21 protein-coding genes are annotated in these 22,424 nt (G+C 42.9%); 15 read left to right on the forward strand and 6 right to left on the reverse strand.

Annotated features, from left to right (window positions below; genetic code table 11):
- Window positions 1-148 precede the first annotated feature (148 nt).
- The 3 genes from BTO10_RS13035 to BTO10_RS13045 all read right to left on the reverse strand — a co-directional run bounded on the left by BTO10_RS13035 (window position 149) and on the right by BTO10_RS13045 (window position 2,441).
- Entirely contained in the window at window positions 149-775 is a 627-nt protein-coding gene (locus BTO10_RS13035; RefSeq protein ID WP_004738414.1) for a bifunctional 4-hydroxy-2-oxoglutarate aldolase/2-dehydro-3-deoxy-phosphogluconate aldolase, read from the reverse strand.
- Between the two features lie 310 nt (window positions 776-1,085).
- Window positions 1,086-1,697 (reverse strand): toxin-antitoxin system YwqK family antitoxin, encoded by a 612-nt coding sequence (locus tag BTO10_RS13040; protein WP_105024783.1) that lies wholly within the window; start codon window positions 1,695-1,697, stop codon window positions 1,086-1,088.
- 249 nt (window positions 1,698-1,946) lie between these two features.
- Window positions 1,947-2,441, reverse strand: a complete 495-nt coding sequence (locus BTO10_RS13045; RefSeq protein ID WP_105024784.1) for a peptide-methionine (S)-S-oxide reductase — start codon at window positions 2,439-2,441, stop codon at window positions 1,947-1,949.
- Between the two features lie 252 nt (window positions 2,442-2,693).
- Here BTO10_RS13045 and BTO10_RS13050 point away from each other — a divergent pair, with 252 nt between their 5' ends.
- The 3 genes from BTO10_RS13050 (at window position 2,694) to tnaA (ending at window position 7,629) form a co-directional block, all read left to right on the forward strand.
- Window positions 2,694-3,791 (forward strand): YcjF family protein, encoded by a 1,098-nt coding sequence (locus tag BTO10_RS13050; RefSeq protein WP_105024785.1) that lies wholly within the window; start codon window positions 2,694-2,696, stop codon window positions 3,789-3,791.
- A complete protein-coding gene (locus BTO10_RS13055) occupies window positions 3,778-5,430 on the forward strand; it encodes a GTPase family protein (protein ID WP_105024786.1) in 1,653 nt (550 codons plus the stop codon). The genes BTO10_RS13050 and BTO10_RS13055 overlap by 14 nt, the downstream gene beginning before the upstream one ends.
- Before the next feature lie 726 nt (window positions 5,431-6,156).
- Window positions 6,157-7,629, forward strand: coding sequence for a tryptophanase (tnaA, locus tag BTO10_RS13060; protein WP_105024787.1), 1,473 nt, complete (start codon window positions 6,157-6,159; stop codon window positions 7,627-7,629).
- A 126-nt stretch (window positions 7,630-7,755) separates the two neighbouring features.
- On the opposite strand, the gene BTO10_RS13065 is transcribed toward tnaA, so the two are convergent.
- Entirely contained in the window at window positions 7,756-8,640 is an 885-nt protein-coding gene (locus tag BTO10_RS13065) for a LysR family transcriptional regulator (protein WP_105024788.1), read from the reverse strand.
- Between the two features lie 256 nt (window positions 8,641-8,896).
- Between BTO10_RS13065 and BTO10_RS13070 the strand changes: the two genes are divergently transcribed.
- Together BTO10_RS13070 and BTO10_RS13075 are read left to right on the forward strand one after the other, a co-directional pair.
- Complete coding sequence (locus tag BTO10_RS13070) at window positions 8,897-9,136, forward strand: hypothetical protein (protein WP_105024789.1); 240 nt, start codon at window positions 8,897-8,899, stop codon at window positions 9,134-9,136.
- 180 nt (window positions 9,137-9,316) lie between these two features.
- Window positions 9,317-9,640, forward strand: a complete 324-nt coding sequence (locus tag BTO10_RS13075) for a Dabb family protein (RefSeq protein ID WP_032554108.1) — start codon at window positions 9,317-9,319, stop codon at window positions 9,638-9,640.
- A gap of 118 nt (window positions 9,641-9,758) precedes the next feature.
- Here the strand turns inward: BTO10_RS13075 and BTO10_RS13080 are convergent, their stop codons facing one another.
- The gene (locus BTO10_RS13080) at window positions 9,759-10,988 is read right to left on the reverse strand and encodes a DUF3103 domain-containing protein (protein WP_105024790.1); all 1,230 of its coding nucleotides are present in this window, start codon (window positions 10,986-10,988) and stop codon (window positions 9,759-9,761) included.
- Window positions 10,989-11,992: 1,004 nt separating this feature from the next.
- Between BTO10_RS13080 and BTO10_RS13090 the strand changes: the two genes are divergently transcribed.
- The 8 genes from BTO10_RS13090 to BTO10_RS13125 all read left to right on the forward strand — a co-directional run bounded on the left by BTO10_RS13090 (window position 11,993) and on the right by BTO10_RS13125 (window position 17,816).
- On the forward strand, window positions 11,993-12,238 hold the full coding sequence (locus BTO10_RS13090) for a hypothetical protein (protein ID WP_105024791.1): 246 nt from the start codon (window positions 11,993-11,995) through the stop codon (window positions 12,236-12,238).
- 181 nt (window positions 12,239-12,419) lie between these two features.
- Entirely contained in the window at window positions 12,420-12,917 is a 498-nt protein-coding gene (gene folK / locus BTO10_RS13095) for a 2-amino-4-hydroxy-6-hydroxymethyldihydropteridine diphosphokinase (RefSeq protein WP_105024792.1), read from the forward strand.
- Between the two features lie 109 nt (window positions 12,918-13,026).
- Window positions 13,027-13,404 carry a dihydroneopterin triphosphate 2'-epimerase gene (folX, locus tag BTO10_RS13100; RefSeq protein WP_063522227.1) on the forward strand — a complete coding sequence of 126 codons (378 nt, stop codon included), beginning with the start codon at window positions 13,027-13,029 and terminating at the stop codon, window positions 13,402-13,404.
- 11 nt (window positions 13,405-13,415) lie between these two features.
- On the forward strand, window positions 13,416-14,054 hold the full coding sequence (gene folE / locus BTO10_RS13105; protein WP_105024793.1) for a GTP cyclohydrolase I FolE: 639 nt from the start codon (window positions 13,416-13,418) through the stop codon (window positions 14,052-14,054).
- Window positions 14,051-14,767 carry a dihydromonapterin reductase gene (folM, locus tag BTO10_RS13110; protein WP_105024794.1) on the forward strand — a complete coding sequence of 239 codons (717 nt, stop codon included), beginning with the start codon at window positions 14,051-14,053 and terminating at the stop codon, window positions 14,765-14,767. The genes folE and folM overlap by 4 nt, the downstream gene beginning before the upstream one ends.
- A 464-nt stretch (window positions 14,768-15,231) precedes the next feature.
- Window positions 15,232-15,582: a phasin family protein gene (locus BTO10_RS13115; protein WP_105024795.1), complete on the forward strand. Its 351-nt coding sequence runs from the start codon at window positions 15,232-15,234 to the stop codon at window positions 15,580-15,582.
- Between the two features lie 78 nt (window positions 15,583-15,660).
- Window positions 15,661-17,418 carry a class I poly(R)-hydroxyalkanoic acid synthase gene (phaC, locus tag BTO10_RS13120; protein WP_105024796.1) on the forward strand — a complete coding sequence of 586 codons (1,758 nt, stop codon included), beginning with the start codon at window positions 15,661-15,663 and terminating at the stop codon, window positions 17,416-17,418.
- Window positions 17,418-17,816, forward strand: coding sequence for a MaoC family dehydratase (locus BTO10_RS13125; protein ID WP_105024797.1), 399 nt, complete (start codon window positions 17,418-17,420; stop codon window positions 17,814-17,816). The genes phaC and BTO10_RS13125 overlap by 1 nt, the downstream gene beginning before the upstream one ends.
- Before the next feature lie 535 nt (window positions 17,817-18,351).
- Here BTO10_RS13125 and BTO10_RS13135 read toward each other — a convergent pair.
- Entirely contained in the window at window positions 18,352-20,175 is a 1,824-nt protein-coding gene (locus BTO10_RS13135; RefSeq protein ID WP_105024798.1) for a M4 family metallopeptidase, read from the reverse strand.
- Between the two features lie 584 nt (window positions 20,176-20,759).
- Between BTO10_RS13135 and BTO10_RS13140 the strand changes: the two genes are divergently transcribed.
- Together BTO10_RS13140 and BTO10_RS13145 are read left to right on the forward strand one after the other, a co-directional pair.
- Window positions 20,760-21,236, forward strand: coding sequence for a DUF2059 domain-containing protein (locus BTO10_RS13140; RefSeq protein ID WP_105024799.1), 477 nt, complete (start codon window positions 20,760-20,762; stop codon window positions 21,234-21,236).
- A 253-nt stretch (window positions 21,237-21,489) separates the two neighbouring features.
- On the forward strand, window positions 21,490-22,380 hold the full coding sequence (locus BTO10_RS13145; protein WP_105024800.1) for a hypothetical protein: 891 nt from the start codon (window positions 21,490-21,492) through the stop codon (window positions 22,378-22,380).
- Window positions 22,381-22,424: the final 44 nt, after the last annotated feature.

The raw sequence follows: 22,424 nt of genomic DNA on the forward strand, positions 1-22,424 counted from the left end.
TTAAAAATGGTAGAAATAGGATTAAATTTAAGTGAGTTTTTTGTGATGAGTCATCCGTAAATGTGTTGTTTTGCCAGTTTAGAAACTGATTTAAAATTTAAATAAAAAGCCCCACAACTGAAGGGCTTAACATAAAGGCCAAAACTGACTAATCGTTAACGTGATCCACAGCATCTCGCACTAGTTTACCAAGCTCGTCCCACTTACCTTCGTCGATAAGGTTAGTTGGTACCATCCAAGTACCGCCACATGCTAATACAGAAGGAATAGAAAGGTATGCGTCTACATTTTTCAAGCTGACACCGCCAGTAGGCATGAACTTAACCGGATACACGGCCGTTAAGGCTTTGAGCATTGCTGTGCCACCTGAAGGCTCAGCCGGGAAAAATTTCAGCGTGCGAAGACCCATTTCCATTGCTTGTTCAACAAGGCTTGGATTGTTCACTCCCGGCACGATTGCAATCCCCTTGTCGATACAGTATTGCACGGTACGAGGGTTGAAACCTGGGCTAACAATGAAATCAACCCCCGCATTGATTGATGCGTCTACTTGCTCTGTAGTCAGTACAGTACCCGCGCCGATCAACATGTCCGGATACGTTTTACGCATGATAGAAATCGCTTCGATGGCACATTCTGTTCGTAGCGTGATCTCCGCACATGGCATTCCGTTTTCAACTAGTGCCTTGCCTAAAGGGATGGCATCTTCAGCGCGGTTGATGGCGATTACAGGGATTACTTTCAGGTTTGCTAACTGTGCATTCAAGGTTGTCATAAATTAGTTCCCACTATAGCGGTGGGTTTGCTTCAGGCTAAGCAAACCCCTGATTATTAAACAAAGTACTTAATTATAAGAGTAGGTCAGGCAATGCTTCTAGGAGAGTGCGCTGTCTTGCATGGTAAGTCACGTTTTATAATTTGAGCGAAGTTCTGATATTTGGTGTTAGTAGATAAAACGTGAAAGTATTAAATAGGAAGGCAATACGAGCATTCAAAAGTTAGTAAACGAATGCTCGTTGGTTTCAGGTTAAGTTGTATACGCTAACGCGGTGAGCGTTGTTATATCCTCTCAACAATGACAGGAATTAGCTTTGTGTAGGCATCCAAACTTGTTTCGATATGACCTGGTGATCTTTAAAGGTCACTTCTTCTACTTTATCCCCGTTGAGGTTCCAGCGGGTCAATTTGCCGTTGGCGATTTCGCCATCATCGAATTTTGCTTCTGTCGCTTTATTGCCATTCGTGTAGTAGTCGGTCACCAAGCCATCTTTTAGCCCTTCACTGTACTCTGCAGTTAGGCTCTTTTCGCCATTTGGATACCATCGAGTTGCGACGCCCGAAAGTTCGTTGTCTTTGTAGTTTAGCTCGGCTTTTTTCTGCCCATTCGGATACCAAGTTTCTGCTATACCTTGCAATTGACCTTTGACGTAATTCACTTTGGAAGCGATCTGTCCATTTGGATACCAATTGGTTTCTAACCCAAGCTCCAGACCATCGGCAAACTGGGCTTGAGTAGCGATCTGACCGTTATCGAACTTTTCTTCAAATTGACCGGTAAAGGGCTTTGAGTGGTTTACTTGATAAGCCACGCCTTTACGCATCTGTAAATAGTCTACAGCATCTTCACGTGGAGTCGCTGCGTAACTCATTGAGGACATCGTACTAAGAGCAATCAATATTGGGATGTATTTCTTCATAATGACACCTTTTTATTGGACGGGAGGAAAGTGTAACCAATGTGTTAACAGCATTTCACTTCTCGTAACTACTGTCAGTATCTATTACTGGGTTTCAAGTTTTCATTATTGAAGGCAACGGGAACGGAACTTTTTGAAGTGAATTTTGACATAGGGGCTCGTCTGAAACTGATCCAGTTCACCTACGGAGTTACGAAGAGGTTCCGGACAGATGGTAGATGCAGACAGGACGCAAGGTTGAGCTTTGCACTATGATTTGTATTTATGCAGAAGATCCCAAGGGATGTGACATAAGTGATGATCTTCAGGGAAGTGACTCAAATGATGTTGGTGAATATCGTCGCTGGCAACATAGTGGGTCAATGGCAACACCTCTACGGCGATGCGCTCGGCGTCTTCACGTGATGCGATATAGTGTTTTGCTTCAGTTAAGTGTTTGGCTTCAGTGCTGTACACGCCAGTGCGATACTTTTCGCCTACATCAACACCTTGTTTATTGACGCTGTAAGGATCAATGATCTCAAAAAGGTGGCCCACTAGCGCCGTTACTGAGGTGAGGTGTGGGTCAAATTCAATTTGTACACACTCTGCGTAGCCATCGTATTCGCTTGGTTTGCTTTGGTTATCCTTTTTTTGAGAACGTCCATTAGCACGACCTGCTTCTGTGCTTATTACTCCGGGCACATACTTAATGAACTCTTGTACGCCCCACAAGCAACCACCCGCTAAATAAATTTGTTCCATACTTCTTTTTGAGCTCTCTGAGTTTTTGTTCGATGGTTTTGATTTATAGCTTAAACCGTAACAGTAGATTGGAGCCTATATCAATACGCGATAGACGTGTATGTACTAAAATAAGCTCATAAAAACAAACGCCTAAGCATTGCAAATCGTCGTAGATGAACAAATGTAAGTTGAATGCGATATCAAGATTATATAGGTCATCGCTACTTGTCACCAACCCGAACCTCAACATCAGTGAGAGTTAACCGAATCATGTTTGAACAAGTCAAAGACTTCATTAACCCGAGCAAGAATCCTGACCTAACTCAGGCACACGAATATCAACGTAAACATTTGCCAACCTTGTGGCTGCTCGGCAAAACGGGTGCAGGTAAATCATCGTTTATTCAAGCGGTCACGGGTGATTCTTCGGTGGAAGTCGGAAACGGATTTGCACCATGTACCATGACAGCAATGTCGTATGTTTTCCCTCAAGACAAACCTGTGATGCGCTTTCTTGATACTCGTGGTTTGGGTGAAGCGGATTATGACCCCGACGAAGACCTAAGAGAAATTGGTCAAGCGGGTAATGCGTTAGTGGTGGTAATGAAAGCGGATGAGCCAGAGCAATCGGCGGTACTGTCTGCACTCAAACAGATTAAGAAGCAAAAGAAGATTAAGCACTTGCTCCTCGTTCATACAGCGGTGTTGTCTTCTCAAGAACCAGACCGCGCAAGGCAAGTTCAATTTAACACTCAACAAGTAGAGAAGGTTTGGGGCAAAGGCTTTGAATCAGTCGCGGTTGATTTTGAGAGCGACAATGATGATGTCTACAACCTCGAATTATTGTTAGAACGGTTGACCAGCATACTTCCTGTTATAGGGATGATGGTGCAAGACAAAGAACACGCTACGCAAGAAGAAGCCAACTTTGACAAGGTTGAAAATGAAGTGCTTTGGTATGCGGGAAGTGCAGCGGCTAGCGACTTAGTTCCAGGCGTGGGCTTGGTGTCTGTGCCTGCTATTCAAGCGAAAATGCTTCACAGTTTAGCTAACCAATATGGGGTTGAGTGGAATAAGCGAGTCTTTAGTGAACTTATTGGTACTTTAGGGAGTAGCTTTGCGGTGCAATTTGGAGTGAAGCTTGGTACACGGCAACTGGTTAAGTTGATTCCTGTGTATGGACTAACGGTTGGCGCCGCCGCCGCTGCGGCTATGAGCTTTGGTACCAGTTATGGTCTTGGCCGAGCGGCATGTTACTACTTTTATCACAAGAACAGAGGCGAAGCAGTTTCTGAACAAGAGATGCAAACAATCTATAAAGAATCCCTGAAAAAAGGTAAGGCAGCGTCGGGCTATGAAGAAAATTAAAAACTTATTTCGATTGCTCGCCGTGTTGTCGAGCGGGCGTTGGGGGATCGCTCTGATTTCGGCGCTCTTCCCGAGCATCATCATGATGGGCTTTGGTCTGTTCTTGGCAATCAAGTATGGTTACCTACTGGAAATGTCGATAGCCATGGCTGTGAGTACCTTGCTGTTCACGATTCCGTTATACATCTCTAGCCGTTCTTCACGCAATTCAACTAACAGTGATGCGGCAAAAAATACAACAGATGAAACCAAAACTGTGTCATCAAGTCACAATATCGACGATGCGTTGGTCAAGGCGTCGAATGAATGGTCTCAAGCTGAACTGTCGATCTGGAACGACTCGAAACATTACGTTCGTCAACAATTGGCCGATGATATTGAGTGGGGTAATCTTGACCAAACTGGTTTGCAGGTACTGGAGTTCGTCGCCAAAAAGTTTGGTAAGAAGTCGCTCGATTTTTCAATTCCAGAAGGGCTCAAGCTGTTTGAAGAGGTAAGCCGTCGCTACAAAGTGGTAGTAAAAGAGCATATACCGGGCATTGAGTACCTTAAGGTTTCTTACATCAAGGCAGGCTACGAAGCCTATGATAAATATGGTGAATTGGGGCAAAAGATCTTCAAAGCGGCGATTTGGGGTAATCACCTTAAAAATCTGTATTTGAATCCATTGAAGGTTATTTCTGACTTAGGTCGTGAGCAAGCGACAGCGTCTATGACAAAGGGCGTTGTGGACGACATGCAATATGCAGCGAAACAAGCCTTGCTCGATGAAGTAGCAGCCGTTGCGATCGATTTATACAGTGGGCGTTTCAGCATTGAAGATGAAGCGTTAAAAGTTTCCGATGTTTCAGAAGTCGACGAGAAGCGTTTCGCTCCTGAATTAGAATCAGTGAGAATTGTACTGGTCGGGCAAACGGGCTCTGGTAAATCATCGATTATCAATGCTCTCAAGCAGGAAATGGTTGCTGAGGTGGATGTTCTACCATCAACGAACAGCTCGACGGTTTACAACGCATTTGTTGATGACAACGATGTGAGAGTGGTTGATCTTCAAGGGTTGGATGGAAACGCTAAAACCGAAGCTGTGATGCTTAAAGAGATGACTCAAGCTGATGTGGTGTTGTGGGTACTTAAGGCGAATCAGTCTGCTCGTGAATTGGATAAACAGCTTAAAGATAAGTTTGATGCATTTTACGATGATCCTAAGAATATCTCGCGCAAGCAGCCCATTGTGATCACTGTCGTCAACCAAGTCGATCGGTTAAAGCCGGTGGAAGAGTGGCAGCCACCTTACGATTTAGATAATCCAATGACGGCAAAAGCTAAGGTCATTGCTCAGGCCCTTAAATACAACCAAACACTTCTGAAGCCTGATATCGCTTTACCACTAGCGATTGCACCAGAAAAGATACAGTTTGGTTTAGAGGCTTTGAAACAGACACTGATCGAACACATCGCAGACGCCAATAACGTGCAGAGAAATCGTCAGCGCCTCGAAGCTATCAATAGAGGAACCTCGGTAAAAGGCCAGCTTAATAAAGCCATGAAAGCGGGTAAGAAGGTTGCTCCGAGCGCATTGAAAGCCGCAACGCCTAAACTGGCTGAGATGGCGATAAAACAAGTCACTAAGAAAAAATAGCCAACAATACCAAAGCGATATTGGTTAAGTCGTAATATCGCTTTGGTAAACAATTTCTTTTATATTTCTGAACCTTTAATGCTTGAACTTATTATTATCTTTAAATTAACGAACTAGTGTAATAGTGCATTAAGTCACTCTTATGATAGAGTGATATAAGACATAAAGAGCTGTGCTGTGATTCTAAATATTGATCACATTTATGCTTTAATCGTCTTTATTTATAAAATAATTGCACTATATTTAAATTTCGGATCACTTTGATTTCAACGTAGGGATATATTGTGAACATGTATCTGAAATGGCAATCAACAACATGGCTAACCCTGTTAGCTTGGTACACCTTAGATCACCAGCTCTCGTTTCACCTTTCTTCAGAGTAGTACCCTCTTGGCGTAACACGCCCAGCTGAGCCTTCTGGCTTTGCCAATCCTGTTAATTCTGTCTTTAAGATATTCGACAAGCAATGGAACAACCAGTTCGTTAACTGTATTTCTTGCTGATCGTTATTTATATCTTGGTCGTTATTAATAGGATAACAATCAATATCTTATTGATTCAATAATTTATTTCTCGCTATTAAGTTTTATCGTAATTATCACGAATGTGATTGTTAGGTAAATAAAATTAGTAGTGATGAACTGTGACATCTAAAAATAATGAACTTAGGCTGTTCCTTTAATATTTCTTCATTATGGAATACTGAGTTCGTTGAAAGGTACTATTATGGAAAATTTCAAACATCTACCTGAACCGTTTCGTATTCGCGTTGTAGAACCAGTAAAAAGAACTACCTACGCTTATCGTGAGCAAGCCATCGTCGAAGCGGGTATGAACCCATTTCTACTCGATAGCGATGATGTGTTCATTGACCTGCTTACCGATAGCGGCACGGGTTCAATTACTCAACGTATGCAAGCGGCGATGCTAATGGGCGATGAAGCGTACAGTGGCAGTCGTAGTTACTACGCACTGTCGAATGCTGTGAAAGATATCTTTGGCTATGAGCTAACCATTCCGACTCACCAAGGGCGCGGCGCAGAGCAGATCTACATTCCGGTACTGATCAAAAAGCGTGAGATGGAAAAGGGGTTAGACCGCAGTAAAATGGTCGCTTTGTCGAATTACTTCTTCGATACCACACAAGGCCACACCCAAGTGAATTGCTGTGTTGCCAAGAACGTTTACACCAAAGAAGCGTTTGATACCTCCGTGAATGCTGACTTCAAAGGCAACTTCGATATCGTCAAATTGGAAGAGGCGATCATAGAAGCGGGTGCTGCCAATGTTCCTTACATTGTGAGTACTATTACCTGCAACTCGGCTGGTGGACAGCCTGTTTCTATCGCTAACCTCAAAGCCGTGTATGAAATCGCGCAGAAGTACGATATTCCCGTCATCATGGACTCGGCTCGCTACGCTGAAAATGCTTACTTTATTCAGCAGCGTGAACCGGGCTATCAAGATTGGACTATCGAGCAAATTACTCGTGAGTCCTACAAATACGCAGACGGCTTAGCCATGTCCGCTAAGAAAGATGCGATGGTGCAAATGGGCGGTTTGTTGTGCTTTAAAGACGACTCCTTCATGGATGTGTACACAGAGTGCCGAACCTTGTGTGTGGTGCAAGAGGGCTTCCCGACTTATGGTGGCTTAGAGGGCGGTGCCATGGAGCGCCTTGCGGTTGGGCTATACGATGGAATGCGCCAAGATTGGTTGGAGTACCGCATCGGTCAGGTGCAATACCTGGTTGATGGCTTGGAAGCGATTGGTATTGTGTGTCAGCAAGCGGGCGGTCATGCTGCGTTTGTTGATGCGGGTAAATTGCTTCCACATATTCCGGCGGGTCAGTTCCCAGCCCATGCTTTAGCGTGTGAGCTATACAAAGTAGCGGGAATCCGAGCCGTTGAGATTGGTTCATTGCTGCAAGGGCGAGACCCAGCAACAGGTGAGCAGCATCCATGTCCTGCTGAGTTATTGCGCTTAACCATTCCACGCGCGACTTACACTCAAACGCATATGGACTTCATTATTGAAGCGTTCGAAAAAGTAAAAGAGAACGCGAGCAAAGTGAAAGGGCTCGATTTTGTTTATGAACCACCTGTACTAAGACATTTCACAGCGCGTTTGAAAGAGGCGGAAACCCATGAGAACCAAGCTGAAAAAAAGAGTCAACCAACGCTCGAAGAAGCATTTTAAAATAATAAAATAAGCGAATAGTCATCAGAACCATAATTAAAGGCTCCTTTGGAGCCTTTTCTTTTTGGTGTGAAGTTCTGGAGTTGAGACAACTGCTATGGGTCGCCAGAGGCGATTTGATTTGGTCTAAGCTTGCTTATTTTTCAGGGTTGCTTTCAGTATTTGAAATAACCACTGATTCAACGGTGCATCTTTTTGAGAGCGGCGGCAGCTCATCACATAGCTCACATCTATCGTTAATTTTTCAGGAAGGTCCATGCTGCGGCAGCCGTCCGGTACGCTGCCACTGAGCGTGATACCAAAAGCGTCGGACTTGGTGACCACATCGTGAATCATTGCTGGGTGTTCGACTTCGACCTTTGGGTTGACGTCGAAACCTATGTTCCTGAGGCGCTCAAGAATAGGGTACTTGTTGTCATTCCATCCTGGTGTTTTGAAAAGAATGATTGGATAGTTAGCGAATGACATAAAGTCTTTTGCTGGGTGGTCCTCTCTTACAAAAAACACCACCTTTCCTTTTCCGAACTCCATTTGAGATATCGACTGCGGTAAGGTTTCATCAAAGTAATGAACCGCTATCGCCTCTTCGCCGTCAATCAGTTGATTCCTAGCGTTACTTCCCCACCTTACGAATGAATAGTTCGCGTGTGGCGCTGCTTTACTCAGAGCAAAGTAGAGTTTCGAACCAAAACGTTCCCAAAATAGGGTGTTCGCGTAGATCTTGATGTCACCATTGTAAGAATCCGGAGAGAAGTCTTGGTGTTTGATGGCCTCGATGCTACTCGATATCTGTTCAAAATTGCTGATATTATTTTCAACAAAGGTCGTGGGTTCGAAGCCGTGTTTGGTTTGAATAAACAGTGGGTCGTTAAGTTGGATTTTCAACTTTGAAAGGTTCTTACTGATTGCTCCAGAAGTTTTTCCCAGCGACTCTGCTACCAGTCCAACATTACGAAGCTCATACATCCGCTTGATGACGAGGATATTTTGAATATCGAGGTTGATGTCCACAGGCTCTCCAAATCATTCCTTTTATAGGCAGCAATTTCTGTGCGCTAAGTCGCCAGAAATCATGTGACTCTAATATCATAGTGGCAATGCACAACTTCTAAGACAGGAAAACGTCAGAAGATCGCTAATCCCTTGATTTTCCATTTAGTAAATCTTGCTTTTCCTCGTGTCATTATTACTGTGTCGCTAAAGTTAACTCAACAAAGCAACACAGATATTAGACGAACAGATAATTAGAAATACAACGAGGTGATGTATGAATAAGTTACTTGCACTTGGCTTGATGGCGCTTTCAATGAACACTGCTTTTGCAGCTAACGGTACACATACCGGCACTATCGATATGACAAGAAGTGAAGGCAATCAAGTGAAGGCAGAACGTGTAGAATCAGACTTAGTTCTTGAAGGAAGAAACGAAGCTTCTAATGGCGGAATCCAATTCCAAAAGAATGTGGATAAAAACCAAGCGATCAAGCTTACAGGTCGCCGTGACTAATTTTTAAAGTGTGCTTACCACTTTGAACGTTTGACCATTGTCATAAAAATGCTGTGCCTTAGAATGCAGCATTTTTCGTTATGGGAATCTTCTAATGGCAGACTAGTAACTAACAAGCCTTGGCATGGTGTGTGACGTGTGGCATTTTGTTCACTGTTAAAGGTTTTGCTGCATTAGATAATGCGTGGAAAGGAAGAGCAGATGATACGTCATATTTTACTGATAAAATTCAAAGCACATGTGGAGCTTTCAGAAATTGAAAAGCTAAAGGCGCTGTTTGAAGCAATGCCAAGTAAGGTTGAAGGTGTAACTTCAGTAGAGTGGGGGCTAAATGACAGTCCAGAGAACAAGAACCAAGGTTACAGTCATTCTGTCTTGATGACGTTTGCTGATGAAGCAGGGCGACAAAATTATCTACCGCATCCAGAGCACGATGCCCTGAAAGAGGTATTTCGCCCACTATTGGATGACATCATCGTGTTTGATTACTCTCTATATCAATAGTAATAGTGACCAAGAGTCTAGTAGTCGCCTCGGCTGAATTTCAAACTCTCAAAATGAGTAATATAGAAAGCGCACAGGTATTGACCTGTGCGCTTTATTTTTAGTTAAAAATTACAGCTTACTCTGTCGGTAGTATGGTGACAGGAGTGAAAGAAGCTACAGCATTGCCACCTGCTCCAGGGCGGTCAACATAAGGGGTGTTTTGCATTAAGGTGTAGTACACGTCGACGAAGTCATCGTCATTCACCAACACATTGTTTGGGATAAGCTCGATGATTTTACTGGTGATCTGAGGGATGATCGCATAGCCCTGAACTTCTGGGTCTGGAATCATTTTCAAGATCTCTTCCGCGGCTTGCACCAGTAGTTTGGCTAGCTCTTTGTAGTTAGTTCCGTCATCATGCTCCATCAAGATCATATCTGCAGCACCCCAGCGGTAACGTGGCCAGAAGATGATACTTTGGCTTGGATAGTACGTCTGTTTGTCATAATCCAAGTAAGGCATTTCAATTAAGTCGATTTGTGGAGCTATACGGCTTGAATCTACGCCAGTAACGATAGCGTAGATCTCTGCTTTGCCTGAGATCCATGGTTCTCTATCGATCGCTAAACGAATCTTAGTTAACTGAGTGGTATTCAACTCTTCAGGCTCTAATTCAGCCAATGAGCGTGCAGCACCGCTAAATAGCGTCTGCTTTTGAGGTTCTTTTTTATGGCTGCTAGTGCTGTCGCTGCTGTCAGAGTTAAGTAGCGTGTCTGTGCCTTGTTTTTGCATTTCAGCTTGCATGGTCATTAACCCGGCTTTGAGCTCTTCTGCACCGTTGCTATCAATCACAAACACCGGAACATCGGGCATTTGGTACACATCTAACTCATGCACTTGCCCATACACATCGTAAGCTTCGATGTATTGCCAATTCGAATCATCCCCAGATGGTTCGTAAGCAAACAGCGGGTTTTCACCATTTTTCCAAGCTTCAACCATGGTTTCATCAGCCATCCTAATTTCTAACACAGAGTCACTGAAGTCGTTGATCCCTTTCATCTTACGGTAGCTGAGGTCGGCTTTGTGCATTTTGCTTGAAAAGGCGGAGTAGGGTTTAGCCGAACTAAGTTCGTCTAAAGGAGTCGATAAACTTTTTTCAGTGATTTGTGCTTTCAAAGAAGACTCAAGATCTGCATAGCGAGCACTTATTTGCAGCGCCAATGATTGCTTTTGCGCGGCGGCATTATTTGCAATTGAAAGTGGATCTGAAACAGAGTGTGTTGTGTCGATATTGTTTGCATAAGATTGGAAGCCAACCACTGTTGTTGCAAGCACCATACTGATCGAAAAAGATGGTCTCATAAATAATCCTTATTTTAATTTTTATCATTAATAGAGCATTTGCCCTACAAGAATTAACCTATCAATAAGGTGAATATGTTCAAAACGTAGCCATTGATTTTTGTTTTAATTTCTAGCACAAGATCTTATTTTTATTGATTCTTATAAAATTTATTAAATACAAGCTTGATATTTTTGTTTTTATAAACCAATCAATAGATAAACTACAATATTATTAACTATTACGGTGTATGGAGGGGTAGGTGAGTCAAGAAAAAGAAAGCCTACTCGTTCTAGAGTAGGCTTTGTGGTTAAACTGGAAGTTAGAATCACCGCTATTGCCGCCAAAAAGCGATATAGGATTACTCTGTATTTACTATAGTTTCGGCCGTATTTCGGAAGAGATAGTTTTCGGTATAATTCGACTCCCTAAATCACTAGCGCGATGAAATGCTCTGATCTGCGCACTACGTTGTTTTTAAGATCAATCCACTCCTCACTGAACAACGTTATGACGTCTTACTCGCGTCAAACACTTCCTGCATAAAACGCTAGGCCTAATGGGATTTTAGCTGAGCAAATCTATTACTTTGGTCAGGTACTTAAACTTACTGATCCACTGTTGATGTCAAGGTTATTCCGGTAGAACGAAGTTAATTGTTTGAAGCGTTTAACCTAGAGCGCGGTTAAACTGCTATCACGAACCTTAAAGTAGTGCCGACTTCTGTAAAGGTAAAATTAAGCTTCTAGAGCTTCCTTTTGAATACATCAAGCCTTCACTCAGTGTTTATTGGCACAGCAATCGGAATGATGACATCGTCAATCAATGGTTAAGAGAGTTGTTTACCAGCGAAGTTTTAACCTTGAGCTCCGAAATATAAGATAACGCCTAGTTGTGTGAGTAGACGTCTTGGTCATTCGACTCGTTCTTCATGTATAAAGTACCTTATGGTACAAATGACAACATGAAAAATGCTGGTGGCTTTTGCCACATAGACTTCCAATTTAAATGAAAAGACTGACTTATGAATTTTGATTTCCAAGCACTGAAACACCACCAATTGGTCGAAGATGGTCAACTAGAAGGGTGTTACATTCATCAGCCAGCTCAAGGTAGCCAGCAAAACGACCAAGCAGTATTGGCAGAGCGCCAAGCGCTAGAAAAAATGGGTTACAAGGTTGTGCAAGTTAAGGCTAAAGGTGGGACAACAACGTTCGCTGAAGCAATGCAGAAGCTAGCCAAGAAGACTGGGTATCAGTCAAACAACTAAGTGGGCAATAATTGTCGCTTAGTGTGTCGTCGCTTTCAAACGGGCGACGATACATAACTATCAAGCATGTAGGAAAGCTTTCGACAAAACCTTTTTAACTATCTACCTGACATTTAAAGGACATATAGCTGATCTTCACAGCGAGTAGGACGTATAGGCAGCTTAAAAAGGAAGAAATACTATGGCCATCGTCTATGTCAGCATCGGAAGCAACATAAACCGCGAACATCACATCACAGAATCTCTCAAAGCGTTGAACCACCGCTTTGCTCCACTGCAAATTTCTCAGTTTTACGATTGCGAGCCAGTCGGTTTTGAAGGAGATAACTTCCTCAATCTCGTAGCGGGCTTTGAATGCGACCTTCCTATCGCAGAATTAGCTAAAACTCTTCATCAAATCGAATTTGATAACGGTCGCCAACGTGAGACTAAACAGTACGCTTCAAGAACCATGGATATCGATATCCTTCTTTACGGCGATCAAGTGGGCATTATCGACGGCGTAGAGTTACCCAGAGGTGAGATCACCGAGTACGCTTTCGTGCTTCGTCCGTTAGTCGATCTTGCCGCGACTGCCCATCACCCCATTCTAAATACCTCGTTCCAACAGCTTTGGAATAGCTTTGACCAGGCGAGTCAGAAAACCGTTCCAATCCCCTTCGAGCTCAGGCTCACCTAATGCCTTCAGAGCTGTCAAAAACCGCAAACTCTTATTATCAGAGCTTTATTTGATCTTTTCTTAAAACAAGCACGTACCTGATATCACTTTCGACGGAATGGAAACTGTTATGAACCACAACGCCATTATTACCATCACAAATCTCAGACTACGAACCTTCATCGGCTTCAACGAAGAAGAGAAAACCAAGCAGCAAGATATTGTCATAAACGCAGAGATTCACTATCCAGCCAACAATTTGTGCCTCTCTGATGACGTTGACAATGCCCTCAATTACAAAAACATTTGCAAGAAAATTATCCACCATGTCGAGTCTGGAAGATTTCTGCTTCTAGAAAAGCTAACCAGCGATGTACTCGGAATCTGCATTGATCACTCATGGGTTCGGTACGCTCAAGTGAGAATTGATAAACCTCATGCGCTGCGTTTTGCCGACTCCGTTTCGCTCACACTGAGTTACGAAGCGGATCAAGATAATAACTTCTAAGGAGCGATCCAATGTTGAGCACAGAAGCAGAACAAGTAAGAACAGCTCTACTAGCGAGAGGACTTGAAACCCCGATGACCGCAAGTGAAATGAACAGCGACCAGAAATACAATCGTATTAAGGGCCTACTCACCGAAGTTGTCAGTACGCTAGGTTTGGATCTGACTGACGACAGCCTTGCAGAGACGCCGCACCGCATCGCAAAAATGTATGTACACGAGATATTTTCCGGGCTTGATTACAACAATTTTCCAAAAATCAGCGTCATAGAGAACAAAATGTCGGTAGATGAGATGGTTAAGGTATCAGATATCGACTTAACATCTACGTGTGAGCACCACTTCATCACCATCGACGGTTTAGCGCAAGTAGCCTACATTCCAGAATCGAAGATACTTGGCCTGTCGAAAATAAACAGAATTGTCCGATTCTTCGCGCAGCGCCCCCAAGTCCAAGAGCGCTTAACCCAGCAGGTTTTGATTGCCATACAGACTCTCGTTGAAACAGAAAATGTCGCGGTGACCATCAAAGCAACGCATTACTGCGTGAAGTCTCGAGGCGTAATGGATGCCAACTCTGAAACGACCACAACAGCGCTCGGTGGCATTTTCAAAACTAATCCTCAAACTAGAGCTGAGTTTTTACGATGAGTGAGACGATTCTGATAACTGGAGTAGGGAAGCGATTAGGGTTCGCACTCGCTCAGCAACTTCTGGCTGATGGGTACCAAGTGATTGGTACCTTTCGCAGAGAGTATCCTCAGTTGCAACAGCTGCGTGATAAGGGGGCTGATCTACAGTACGTCGATTTTTACCAGCAAAGCAGCGTAGAGGACTTTCTGCACTATGTAGGGCAAGAGTACAGAGCACTTCGAGCCATCGTTCATAATGCCTCTGATTGGAAGCCGGAGAATAAGAAAGATCCGAGCGAGAACGCTGCAGAAATTATGAACCAGATGATGGCAGTTCACGTCGGCGTACCATACCTTATCAATCTGTCGCTCAAAGACCTGCTGATGTCTGGCGATCAAACCTCAGATATCATCCATATCAGTGACTATGTTGCCGAAAAAGGCAGTAAAAAACATATCGCTTACGCGGCAAGCAAAGCTGCGCTTAATAACTTAACGCTTTCGTTCTCGGCGATGATGGCTCCCAACGTGAAAGTAAACACTGTCTCACCAGCTATGATCAAATTCAATGATTATGATGACGAGGCGTATAAGGCTAAAGCTCTGCAAAAAGCTTTGATTCCGGCAGAAGCGGGTTTTGAGGAAGTGGTTGATGGCATCAAGTATGTACTGTCCAGTCGTTACATGACAGGAAGAACATTGCACCTTGATGGCGGCAGGCATCTGAAGTGAATTCGTGTCGATAACATTGCGCTCTTTCTTGGGTGAAAAGCCCATTTTATTCTGAATATGAACTCTCCCGCTCTGGTTACAAACTTATAGCTTGAGTGTTCATGTTTAGCAGCCTATTTGGGTTGTTCTATCCTGAACAACCTCATTCAACCTTACGCAACAAAGTGACTAATCTCACATTTCTGTCAATTCATCTCCTGAATCGAGCGGGTTGTATTAAACGCAGTTCATATTGAGTTCGCTTTGAACCCACTTACCTATTTAGGGTGATGAGCATCTGAACCGAAAATTCAAACAAATGTTTAAATTAATGAATTTATAGAGCGATTTATCGGGCATTTAACGGGATGACTTTTACTTTGATCTTGATCAATATGTTAACTGTTGCGCAACAAATTTAAATCAAATTTGCATAGGAAGCGCACATTTACTTCTTCGATCTGCTCAGTACAAGGAATAAAATTATGTCTACTCAGGAAACATTTAAGGCTTTCACATCGCAGCTAGAGTCTGTAACAAACCCGTTTTACAACTTCAATCAGCTAGTGACTAAGAATATAGAGACACTGACCAAGATTCAGCTTGATAGCCTACAAGCTTATAGCGCGCTAGGTAATGAGTCTTTGCAGAGCTTATCTTCGTTAAAGCAGCCACAAGATATTCCAGCTTATGGTTCAAAACAGATGGAAGTAGCGAGTAAGATCTCACAACAACTCATGGAAGATAGCCAAAAGCTGACTCAACTTGGTCAAGATTTTAAATCTGCCGCTGACGAGCTTACAGCTTCTGCGGTAAAGACTGCGAAAAGTGCTTAGTTTATTGCTTGTCGGTTGATGGCGGAGCGTAACGTCTAGCCGCCATCTCTCAGCATCACTTCTAACAAGGATGTCAGAATGGAAAATAAATCGCCCTTTGAAGGTATGATGAACCTCATGTCCCAATACGGACAAGCCTGGATGGACAATCTAGGGCAGCCAACACAATCGACATTGATGAAAACCCAATCGGAAGATTTTACGAAGTGGGTGGGCTCAATGACTCAGAACCCAACCAATATGGTTGAGCAACAGATGAATTGGTGGGCGCAGCAAGTTAATCTACTTAACGATTGTATCCTCGGCACTCAAGAACAAACTAAAGAGACGGATCGTCGTTTTCGTGACCCTTTATGGAATGACACGCCACTGTATCGTTACATCAAAGAAAGCTACAAACTTGCTTGTGACAATATTCAACAATCAGTTGAGAACGCAGATGGTCTGGACGACGAGACCAAAGCTCGCCTTTCATTTTTCACTCGGCAGTATTTGAATGCCATGTCGCCAAGTAACTTCGTGTCGACTAACCCAGAGATACTCAAGCTGACCATGGAGAGTAAGGGTGAAAACCTGATCCAGGGGATGAAGCAATTCCGTCAGGATTTAGAGCAAAGTGCCGACATGCTCAATATTCGAATGACGGATAAAAACCAGTTCAAACTGGGGGAGAATATTGCCTCAACGCCCGGAAAAATCGTCTTTCAAAACGAGATGTTCGAGCTGATTCAATACAAGCCGACCACAGAACAAGTCTATAAACGCCCGACACTGATCGTACCGCCATTCGTCAACAAATATTACATTATGGATGTCAATCCAGAGACCTCTTATGTGAAGTGGTTGGTCAGCCAAGGCCACACAGTATTCATGATCTCTTGGGTGAACCCTAATGCTCAAATGCGAGACGTCGATTTTGGCAACTACGTGACTCAAGGCGTGCTACCTGCACTTGATGCCATTGAAAGTGTCACAGGCGAGCGAGAAGTTAACGGTATCGGTTACTGCATCGGTGGCACCACCTTAGTCGCAGCTATGGCTTACCTTTCTGGCAAACGTCGTAAGCAGAGAATCAAATCGGTCACTCTGCTGACTACGATCCTCGACTTCCAAAAGCCAGGTGAGTTAGGGGTCTTCATCAATGATCCGATCATTAGCAGCATTGAAGCGCAAAACAACCAACGTGGTTATATGGATGGCCGCCAAATGGCCGTGTCATTCAGCTTACTTCGTGAAAACAGCCTGTATTGGAATTACTACATTTCCAATTATTTGAAAGGGGAGAGCCCAATGGCATTCGACCTCCTTTATTGGAACTGTGATAACACCAACGTGACCGCTGCGACCCATAACCAGCTGCTACGTCAGTGCTATCTTGAGAATCGACTCGCCAAAGGTGAGTTAGTGATCGATGGTGTGGCGATTGATTTAGGTAAAGTAAAGTCGCCGGCTTATTTCCTCTCTGCTATCGATGATCATATCGCGCTATGGGACGGCAATTTTGAAGGCACAAAACTGCTAGGTGGAGACAATAAATTTGTACTTACCGAGAGTGGTCATATTGCAGGGCCGATGAACCATGCCGATTCCAATAAATATGGTTTTTGGACCAATGATGATAACGACCAAGCACCATCTCAGTGGCTTGCCAGCGCCGACAAGCACCATGGCTCGTGGTGGTCACATTGGCAAAACTGGGTTGATGAGCGCAACTTCTCCGAAATGATTGAAGCTCGTGAGCTAGAAGGGGAACTGGATGCGCCAGGTGAATACGTGAAGCAGCGCATTCAAGATGTCATTGTGCAAGAAAATGACATGGAAAAGGAGTTTGCATAATGAATCCAGAAATCGGACAAATTGCCACAATAGAAAAGAAATTAGATAAGCAAACCGTAGAAGCGTTTGCTAGCGTCTCGGAAGACTACAACCCAATCCATTTAGATGAAGATTTCGCTAAAACCACACAATTTGAGCGTCCAATCGTGCACGGCATGTTGGCATCGAGCCTTATCTCTGGCTTGTTGGCTTCTAAAGTGCCGGGGGCTGGCAGCATTTACTTGGGGCAATCTTTGAAGTTTCTTCGCCCTATTTTTGTTGGCGAAACTGTCACAGCCAAGGTGGAAGTGACCAGTGTGCGTGAAGACAAACCTATCGCTGTGATATCTACTCAAGTATTGAACGCCAATGGTGAAGTCGCGGTCGATGGTGAAGCGACAGTGATGTATTCTGTTTAACCACAACGCCATACAAGACAGCCAATATTTACTGAAAACAAAGGCAATAACGCGATCAGCGGATGTACTACCAGATCTTTTCAATTAATAATTTGATTCTAATGTGCGTTTTAGTGCTTTGCGCTAAAACGCTATTGTCTAAAATATAAAGTTCTGATTTTCAAAATACCTCTACCGATACTAGACTCCACGAACTCAGCTTGCTTAAACTGTGCGGATGATATGATCAATGGTGCTAATCCTTAAGGGCGAGTCGGCACAATTAAAAGTAGCCGTTATTTGTCATGTAGTTTCCATAAAGGGTTTATCGAAGGTGCTCGCTTCCCTGTATACAAAATACAGAAGGTATTCTGAAGAACTTAAACGACTCTTCTGTCAATAGTGTTGTTAGCTATGAAAGAAATACGTTAACAATGTAATCTAAAAGAGTATGACCCAAAAATAAAACCTCTGTTCACGCTTAGCGTAAGCAGAGGTTGTTATATTAGTAGCCTGTAAGCAATTAACTATGTATCAGTAATTGATTTGTTTGGACTTAATCTAGGCGAAGAGTCACTCCAGAGTAATTTGTGTACCCACGAAGTAACACGTGATAGGTAACGCCCGGCTGCGCGTTAACACTGCATTGCTCGTTATTACCGGTACGATAAGGGCGGCAATCATAACTTGAGGGACTTGGTTTACTGCCTGCTTTGACATACAGATCTGCATCGCCAGTTCCGCCAGACATTGCCACCGTTATGCTTGATGCAGAATCTACGGAGAATGTGTAGAAACTTTCAGAGTATTTGTTACCACTTAGGTTCGCGATAGGCGTCCCTTTGGTGAGCACATTGTCACCCGGAATGGTAGGGCCGCAGCTTGCGTTGACGCCAACACTATTAAACGCAACCTCCACGTCGGCAACGGTATAACCCATATCTGCAGCCGCTTTAGCTACACCACATGCACCGGCATCAAAGGTACTGTTTGCTGTCCAATACAGTTGGTTTGCGACGGTAAATATCTCGAAACCTTTGCGTACATCCCAGCCTGATTTGTTGGCTAAAAGATAAAATGCTCGGTTATAAACACCGCTCGACAGGTGAACGTTTAAGCCATCGTAGTAATCAGAGGCGTGATCAATTGAACGGCCATCTTTTGAAGGTTGGTCAAAGTAGCGTAATCCACCTTCTGACTTGAATATATCACTACCAACAATCCAATCCACATTCCCACGTAGATAATATTCAGCAGCTTCGCCTGCGATGTCGGAGAAGGCCTCGTTTATACCGCCTGACATGTTTCTGTAGACCAGTCCTGAGTTTTGCTCGGTGAAACCGTGGCTTACCTCATGAGCACTGACGTTGATGTCGACTAATGGGTAGAAGGTATTTTTGCCGTCACCAAAAGTCATAGATGAGCCATTCCAGAAGGCATTCTCATAGTCGGTACTGTAGTGAACACGCATAGTGAGTTGGAACGATAAAGGTGATGTGTTCATCCACTCTTTGTACATCTCAAAGACGACGTTTCCGAAATAATGTGCGTCGTTAAGGGGAGAGTAGGCGCCATTCACGTATTTATGATCTGTATAGTTGGCGTCGTCGCTACAGTTGTAACTGTAGGCTGAACTGCCAGAAGTTCTGTTATTTAAGTCGACCGTTTTCACAGCGGCGTTTTCTAATGTACATGTGGTTCCGGTTTTATCAATCGAGAATCCTGGAAAGTCAGTGCCATATTCATATCGATTGGTTTTGCTATTACCACCAGGTCCGGTTCCCACAGCTTTGGCGTGATTTAAGCCGTTCCATTTTTGAAGGACTTCCCCCGTCATGGCGTCAATAAAGAAGAAAGGACGTTCTGGGTAATTGGAAGCGACAAAGAAGTCGACCAAATACACCATTTGAGCGGTTTGACTTTCATCGAGTCTTACAACCAACTTAGCATTTTTGTTTTCAATCGACTTTTTACCGACGGTAAACGAGCGGTGGGAGGACAGTGCAGCCTCTATGGCTTGCTCTTTATTTAATTTAGGCGCGATGCTTGAGAGATCATCGCTGATCCCTTGTGCCATCGAACCAAATATTTGAGAAGGCTGGTTTTTAGATAGGGTGGCGACAACGGATGTATTAAAGACAGGTAAACCGAAGTGGGTTTGTTGATAGCGTACTTTTGTTTTTCCATTGGGCAGTACTACCCGTTTTACCTCAGAAAAACCTAACTCTAGTGGGGCAACACTCTTCGACTGAGCGATGAGGCTTTGTTGGAGTAGGCTATCGTTCTCGATGGTGACCATTTCAGCTGCGTGTGCATTGAAGCCGAAAGAAGTACCTAGTATTGCTGCTATTTTCCAGCTTAGTTGACGTTGTTGGTTCATTTCTTGTTCCTGATTTTATATAAACTCCTTCTTCCCAACGGCTAAATAGGAAGTCTATATGCAACACGATGATGCCATGTGTTACGAATCAAGATTGGAAGAGCATATCGATTTGTGACAAGTTTTTTTGAGAGATTTATTTTTAGTGTATGTAATTCATAATTTACAAATATAATTATTGATTTAATTGTTTTTAATGTTGGCGTTTTTATTTTAATTGTAATTATATGAAGTGAAAGATGTTATTAACCCTTAACTTGTTTTAATCGTATTGGTGTGTTTTTTAACCTGTAGAACAGGTTTTCTTAATTGCATTACTAACAATAATACTTGTATCCATTATTATTGTTAATATAGTTATTAAATATGCATTGCAAAATTAAATGACTTATTTGTAATTAAGCCTTGCGTTGGAAGGGTAACCTTGATTTGAATTGCAAATTCAACCTGTTTTTGCATAACCCCTTGTTATAAATGCTAATTAAAGTAACATTTTTACTGGTAATAATGGATAATGTTTTATTTACTCCAATAACTAATAATAAATATACAGAATTAAGTTCTACAAAATTAAAGGGAATCCAATGTTTAAGGTAGTTAGTTTATTTTTATCGATTTCAATTTTTTCAGTTGCTCAAGCCAATGAAACATTAGAGTTTGAAACGGCTCAAGAGTTGTTGACTGTAATGGAAGTTGATAAGCAAATGTTAGGTGGCTTTGAGGCTATGTTGCCAATCGTTAACCAGTTAGCTGATAAACTCAAGCTGAATGCTCAAGAGACAGAAGAGCTTAAAGGGATTTACAGGGACTGGTTTGACAACGATATTGACCGAGTAAAAATGCGAACTGAAATAGCGAACCTTTATTCAAAACAATTCACGATGTCAGAAATGAAACAGATAATTGAGTTTTATGGTACATCTGTTGGAAAAAAATTTATTCAACAGTCGCCGGAGCTTACAAAGCTTGGAGCGCAGATCGGTATGGCTGAAGCTCAAAATAAGCAACATTTGCTAGTTGAAAAACTGACTCCTTTTATGGAAGAGCATAGCAGCGAGTGATTAATTTCTAGATCACGGTTAGACTCAGTATTGAGTAGCTGTTAACTGAAGATCGGAATACGACCTCTAATCGGCTACCTGCTCGTATGAAGTACAAACCAATTTGCTCTCAGGTAAACTGACGAATTAAGTCGCCGATATAAATTTCTGTTGGTTGAATTGTAATGCATGGCACTCTGCTGTGCATTACGGTAAATGTACTCTCCGTATAATATGTTCTATTAATTTCCAGCTTCGGTTTCAAGGAGGAAATATGACAAGCGACCAACTATTGGAAAAGGCACTTTATAGCAGCGCCAGTATCCACCAACCTCATTCTCTAAAAGCTTATTTGGCTGCGAATTATCTCAATGCTTATTTCGCTAAATCAGGCAATGTGTGGCTTAAAACGAGTGAGCTGATAGGTCAAACTGAGATTGAAGTTTTAGGCGAGTGCTCTTCAACGGTTCTGGCGCCAAAGTTCTCAGAATTTCGTATTCATAAGATATTGGAAAACGGGGTATATCCAGCTGCGTATGCTGCTTTAATACAGTGGTATGAGAATCAGGGTTTTCAAGACATCTTCGCGCATTACGTTTCAAAAGCTTCTCGAACAAGCGAATACCTATCTCACAATGTGACTATCTTATTGGCGTTAAATCGTGTTTACCGTGAGTTAGAGCCGTCTCAAATTCCAGCATTCCTTAACCGCGTCACTGAATTTGTCACATCGAGCTGTTCTGATGGCGACCAAAGCATTGATACACGTGAAGTCGTAGAGCTGAAAAGCGTAGTACTAGCATGCTTAAAGCAGTTCGGTTTTTTTGGGCACAACCTTATTACGCTTACGTGGATATTGCGTAGCAAGGAAGAGCTGTCGAAAGAGCACTATGACACAATGCTTTTTAATCTTTATCGACAGGCTAATAGTCCATTGGAAGATCCAGACGATGAGATTGATCAATCTATCTTAGCGCAGTGTCAAAGCTCAGATGATTCGGATGAGTTCTATGACAATGTGAACCGATTGGTTTTTGGATATACATCCAACTTACATCAGATAACGCTAGCGGATGCATTGTGTTTTCTTCAAGAACAATTCCCTGAACATGCAGTAGAGCTAAAATGTGTCGCAGAGTATCAGTGTCGTTTGTTAGAAGAGTGAATTTAATTAGGATGTTGTAGCTAACATTATGCAATGTCAGTAAC

The sequence above is a fragment of the Vibrio chagasii genome, assembly GCF_002954585.1.
GTDB classification, from domain to species: Bacteria; Pseudomonadota; Gammaproteobacteria; order Enterobacterales; family Vibrionaceae; genus Vibrio; species Vibrio chagasii_A.

What these genes read in the sequence shown, in the direction of transcription:
- BTO10_RS13035 (WP_004738414.1), bottom strand. Translation starts at nt 775, where the DNA reads ATGACAACCTTGAATGCACAGTTAGCAAACCTGAAAGTAATCCCTGTA.
- BTO10_RS13040 (WP_105024783.1), bottom strand. Translation starts at nt 1,697, where the DNA reads ATGAAGAAATACATCCCAATATTGATTGCTCTTAGTACGATGTCCTCA.
- BTO10_RS13045 (WP_105024784.1), bottom strand. Translation starts at nt 2,441, where the DNA reads ATGGAACAAATTTATTTAGCGGGTGGTTGCTTGTGGGGCGTACAAGAG.
- BTO10_RS13050 (WP_105024785.1), top strand. Translation starts at nt 2,694, where the DNA reads ATGTTTGAACAAGTCAAAGACTTCATTAACCCGAGCAAGAATCCTGAC.
- BTO10_RS13055 (WP_105024786.1), top strand. Translation starts at nt 3,778, where the DNA reads ATGAAGAAAATTAAAAACTTATTTCGATTGCTCGCCGTGTTGTCGAGC.
- tnaA (WP_105024787.1), top strand. Translation starts at nt 6,157, where the DNA reads ATGGAAAATTTCAAACATCTACCTGAACCGTTTCGTATTCGCGTTGTA.
- BTO10_RS13070 (WP_105024789.1), top strand. Translation starts at nt 8,897, where the DNA reads ATGAATAAGTTACTTGCACTTGGCTTGATGGCGCTTTCAATGAACACT.
- BTO10_RS13075 (WP_032554108.1), top strand. Translation starts at nt 9,317, where the DNA reads ATGCGTGGAAAGGAAGAGCAGATGATACGTCATATTTTACTGATAAAA.
- BTO10_RS13080 (WP_105024790.1), bottom strand. Translation starts at nt 10,988, where the DNA reads ATGAGACCATCTTTTTCGATCAGTATGGTGCTTGCAACAACAGTGGTT.
- BTO10_RS13090 (WP_105024791.1), top strand. Translation starts at nt 11,993, where the DNA reads ATGAATTTTGATTTCCAAGCACTGAAACACCACCAATTGGTCGAAGAT.
- folK (WP_105024792.1), top strand. Translation starts at nt 12,420, where the DNA reads ATGGCCATCGTCTATGTCAGCATCGGAAGCAACATAAACCGCGAACAT.
- folX (WP_063522227.1), top strand. Translation starts at nt 13,027, where the DNA reads ATGAACCACAACGCCATTATTACCATCACAAATCTCAGACTACGAACC.
- folE (WP_105024793.1), top strand. Translation starts at nt 13,416, where the DNA reads ATGTTGAGCACAGAAGCAGAACAAGTAAGAACAGCTCTACTAGCGAGA.
- folM (WP_105024794.1), top strand. Translation starts at nt 14,051, where the DNA reads ATGAGTGAGACGATTCTGATAACTGGAGTAGGGAAGCGATTAGGGTTC.
- BTO10_RS13115 (WP_105024795.1), top strand. Translation starts at nt 15,232, where the DNA reads ATGTCTACTCAGGAAACATTTAAGGCTTTCACATCGCAGCTAGAGTCT.
- phaC (WP_105024796.1), top strand. Translation starts at nt 15,661, where the DNA reads ATGGAAAATAAATCGCCCTTTGAAGGTATGATGAACCTCATGTCCCAA.
- BTO10_RS13125 (WP_105024797.1), top strand. Translation starts at nt 17,418, where the DNA reads ATGAATCCAGAAATCGGACAAATTGCCACAATAGAAAAGAAATTAGAT.
- BTO10_RS13135 (WP_105024798.1), bottom strand. Translation starts at nt 20,175, where the DNA reads ATGAACCAACAACGTCAACTAAGCTGGAAAATAGCAGCAATACTAGGT.
- BTO10_RS13140 (WP_105024799.1), top strand. Translation starts at nt 20,760, where the DNA reads ATGTTTAAGGTAGTTAGTTTATTTTTATCGATTTCAATTTTTTCAGTT.
- BTO10_RS13145 (WP_105024800.1), top strand. Translation starts at nt 21,490, where the DNA reads ATGACAAGCGACCAACTATTGGAAAAGGCACTTTATAGCAGCGCCAGT.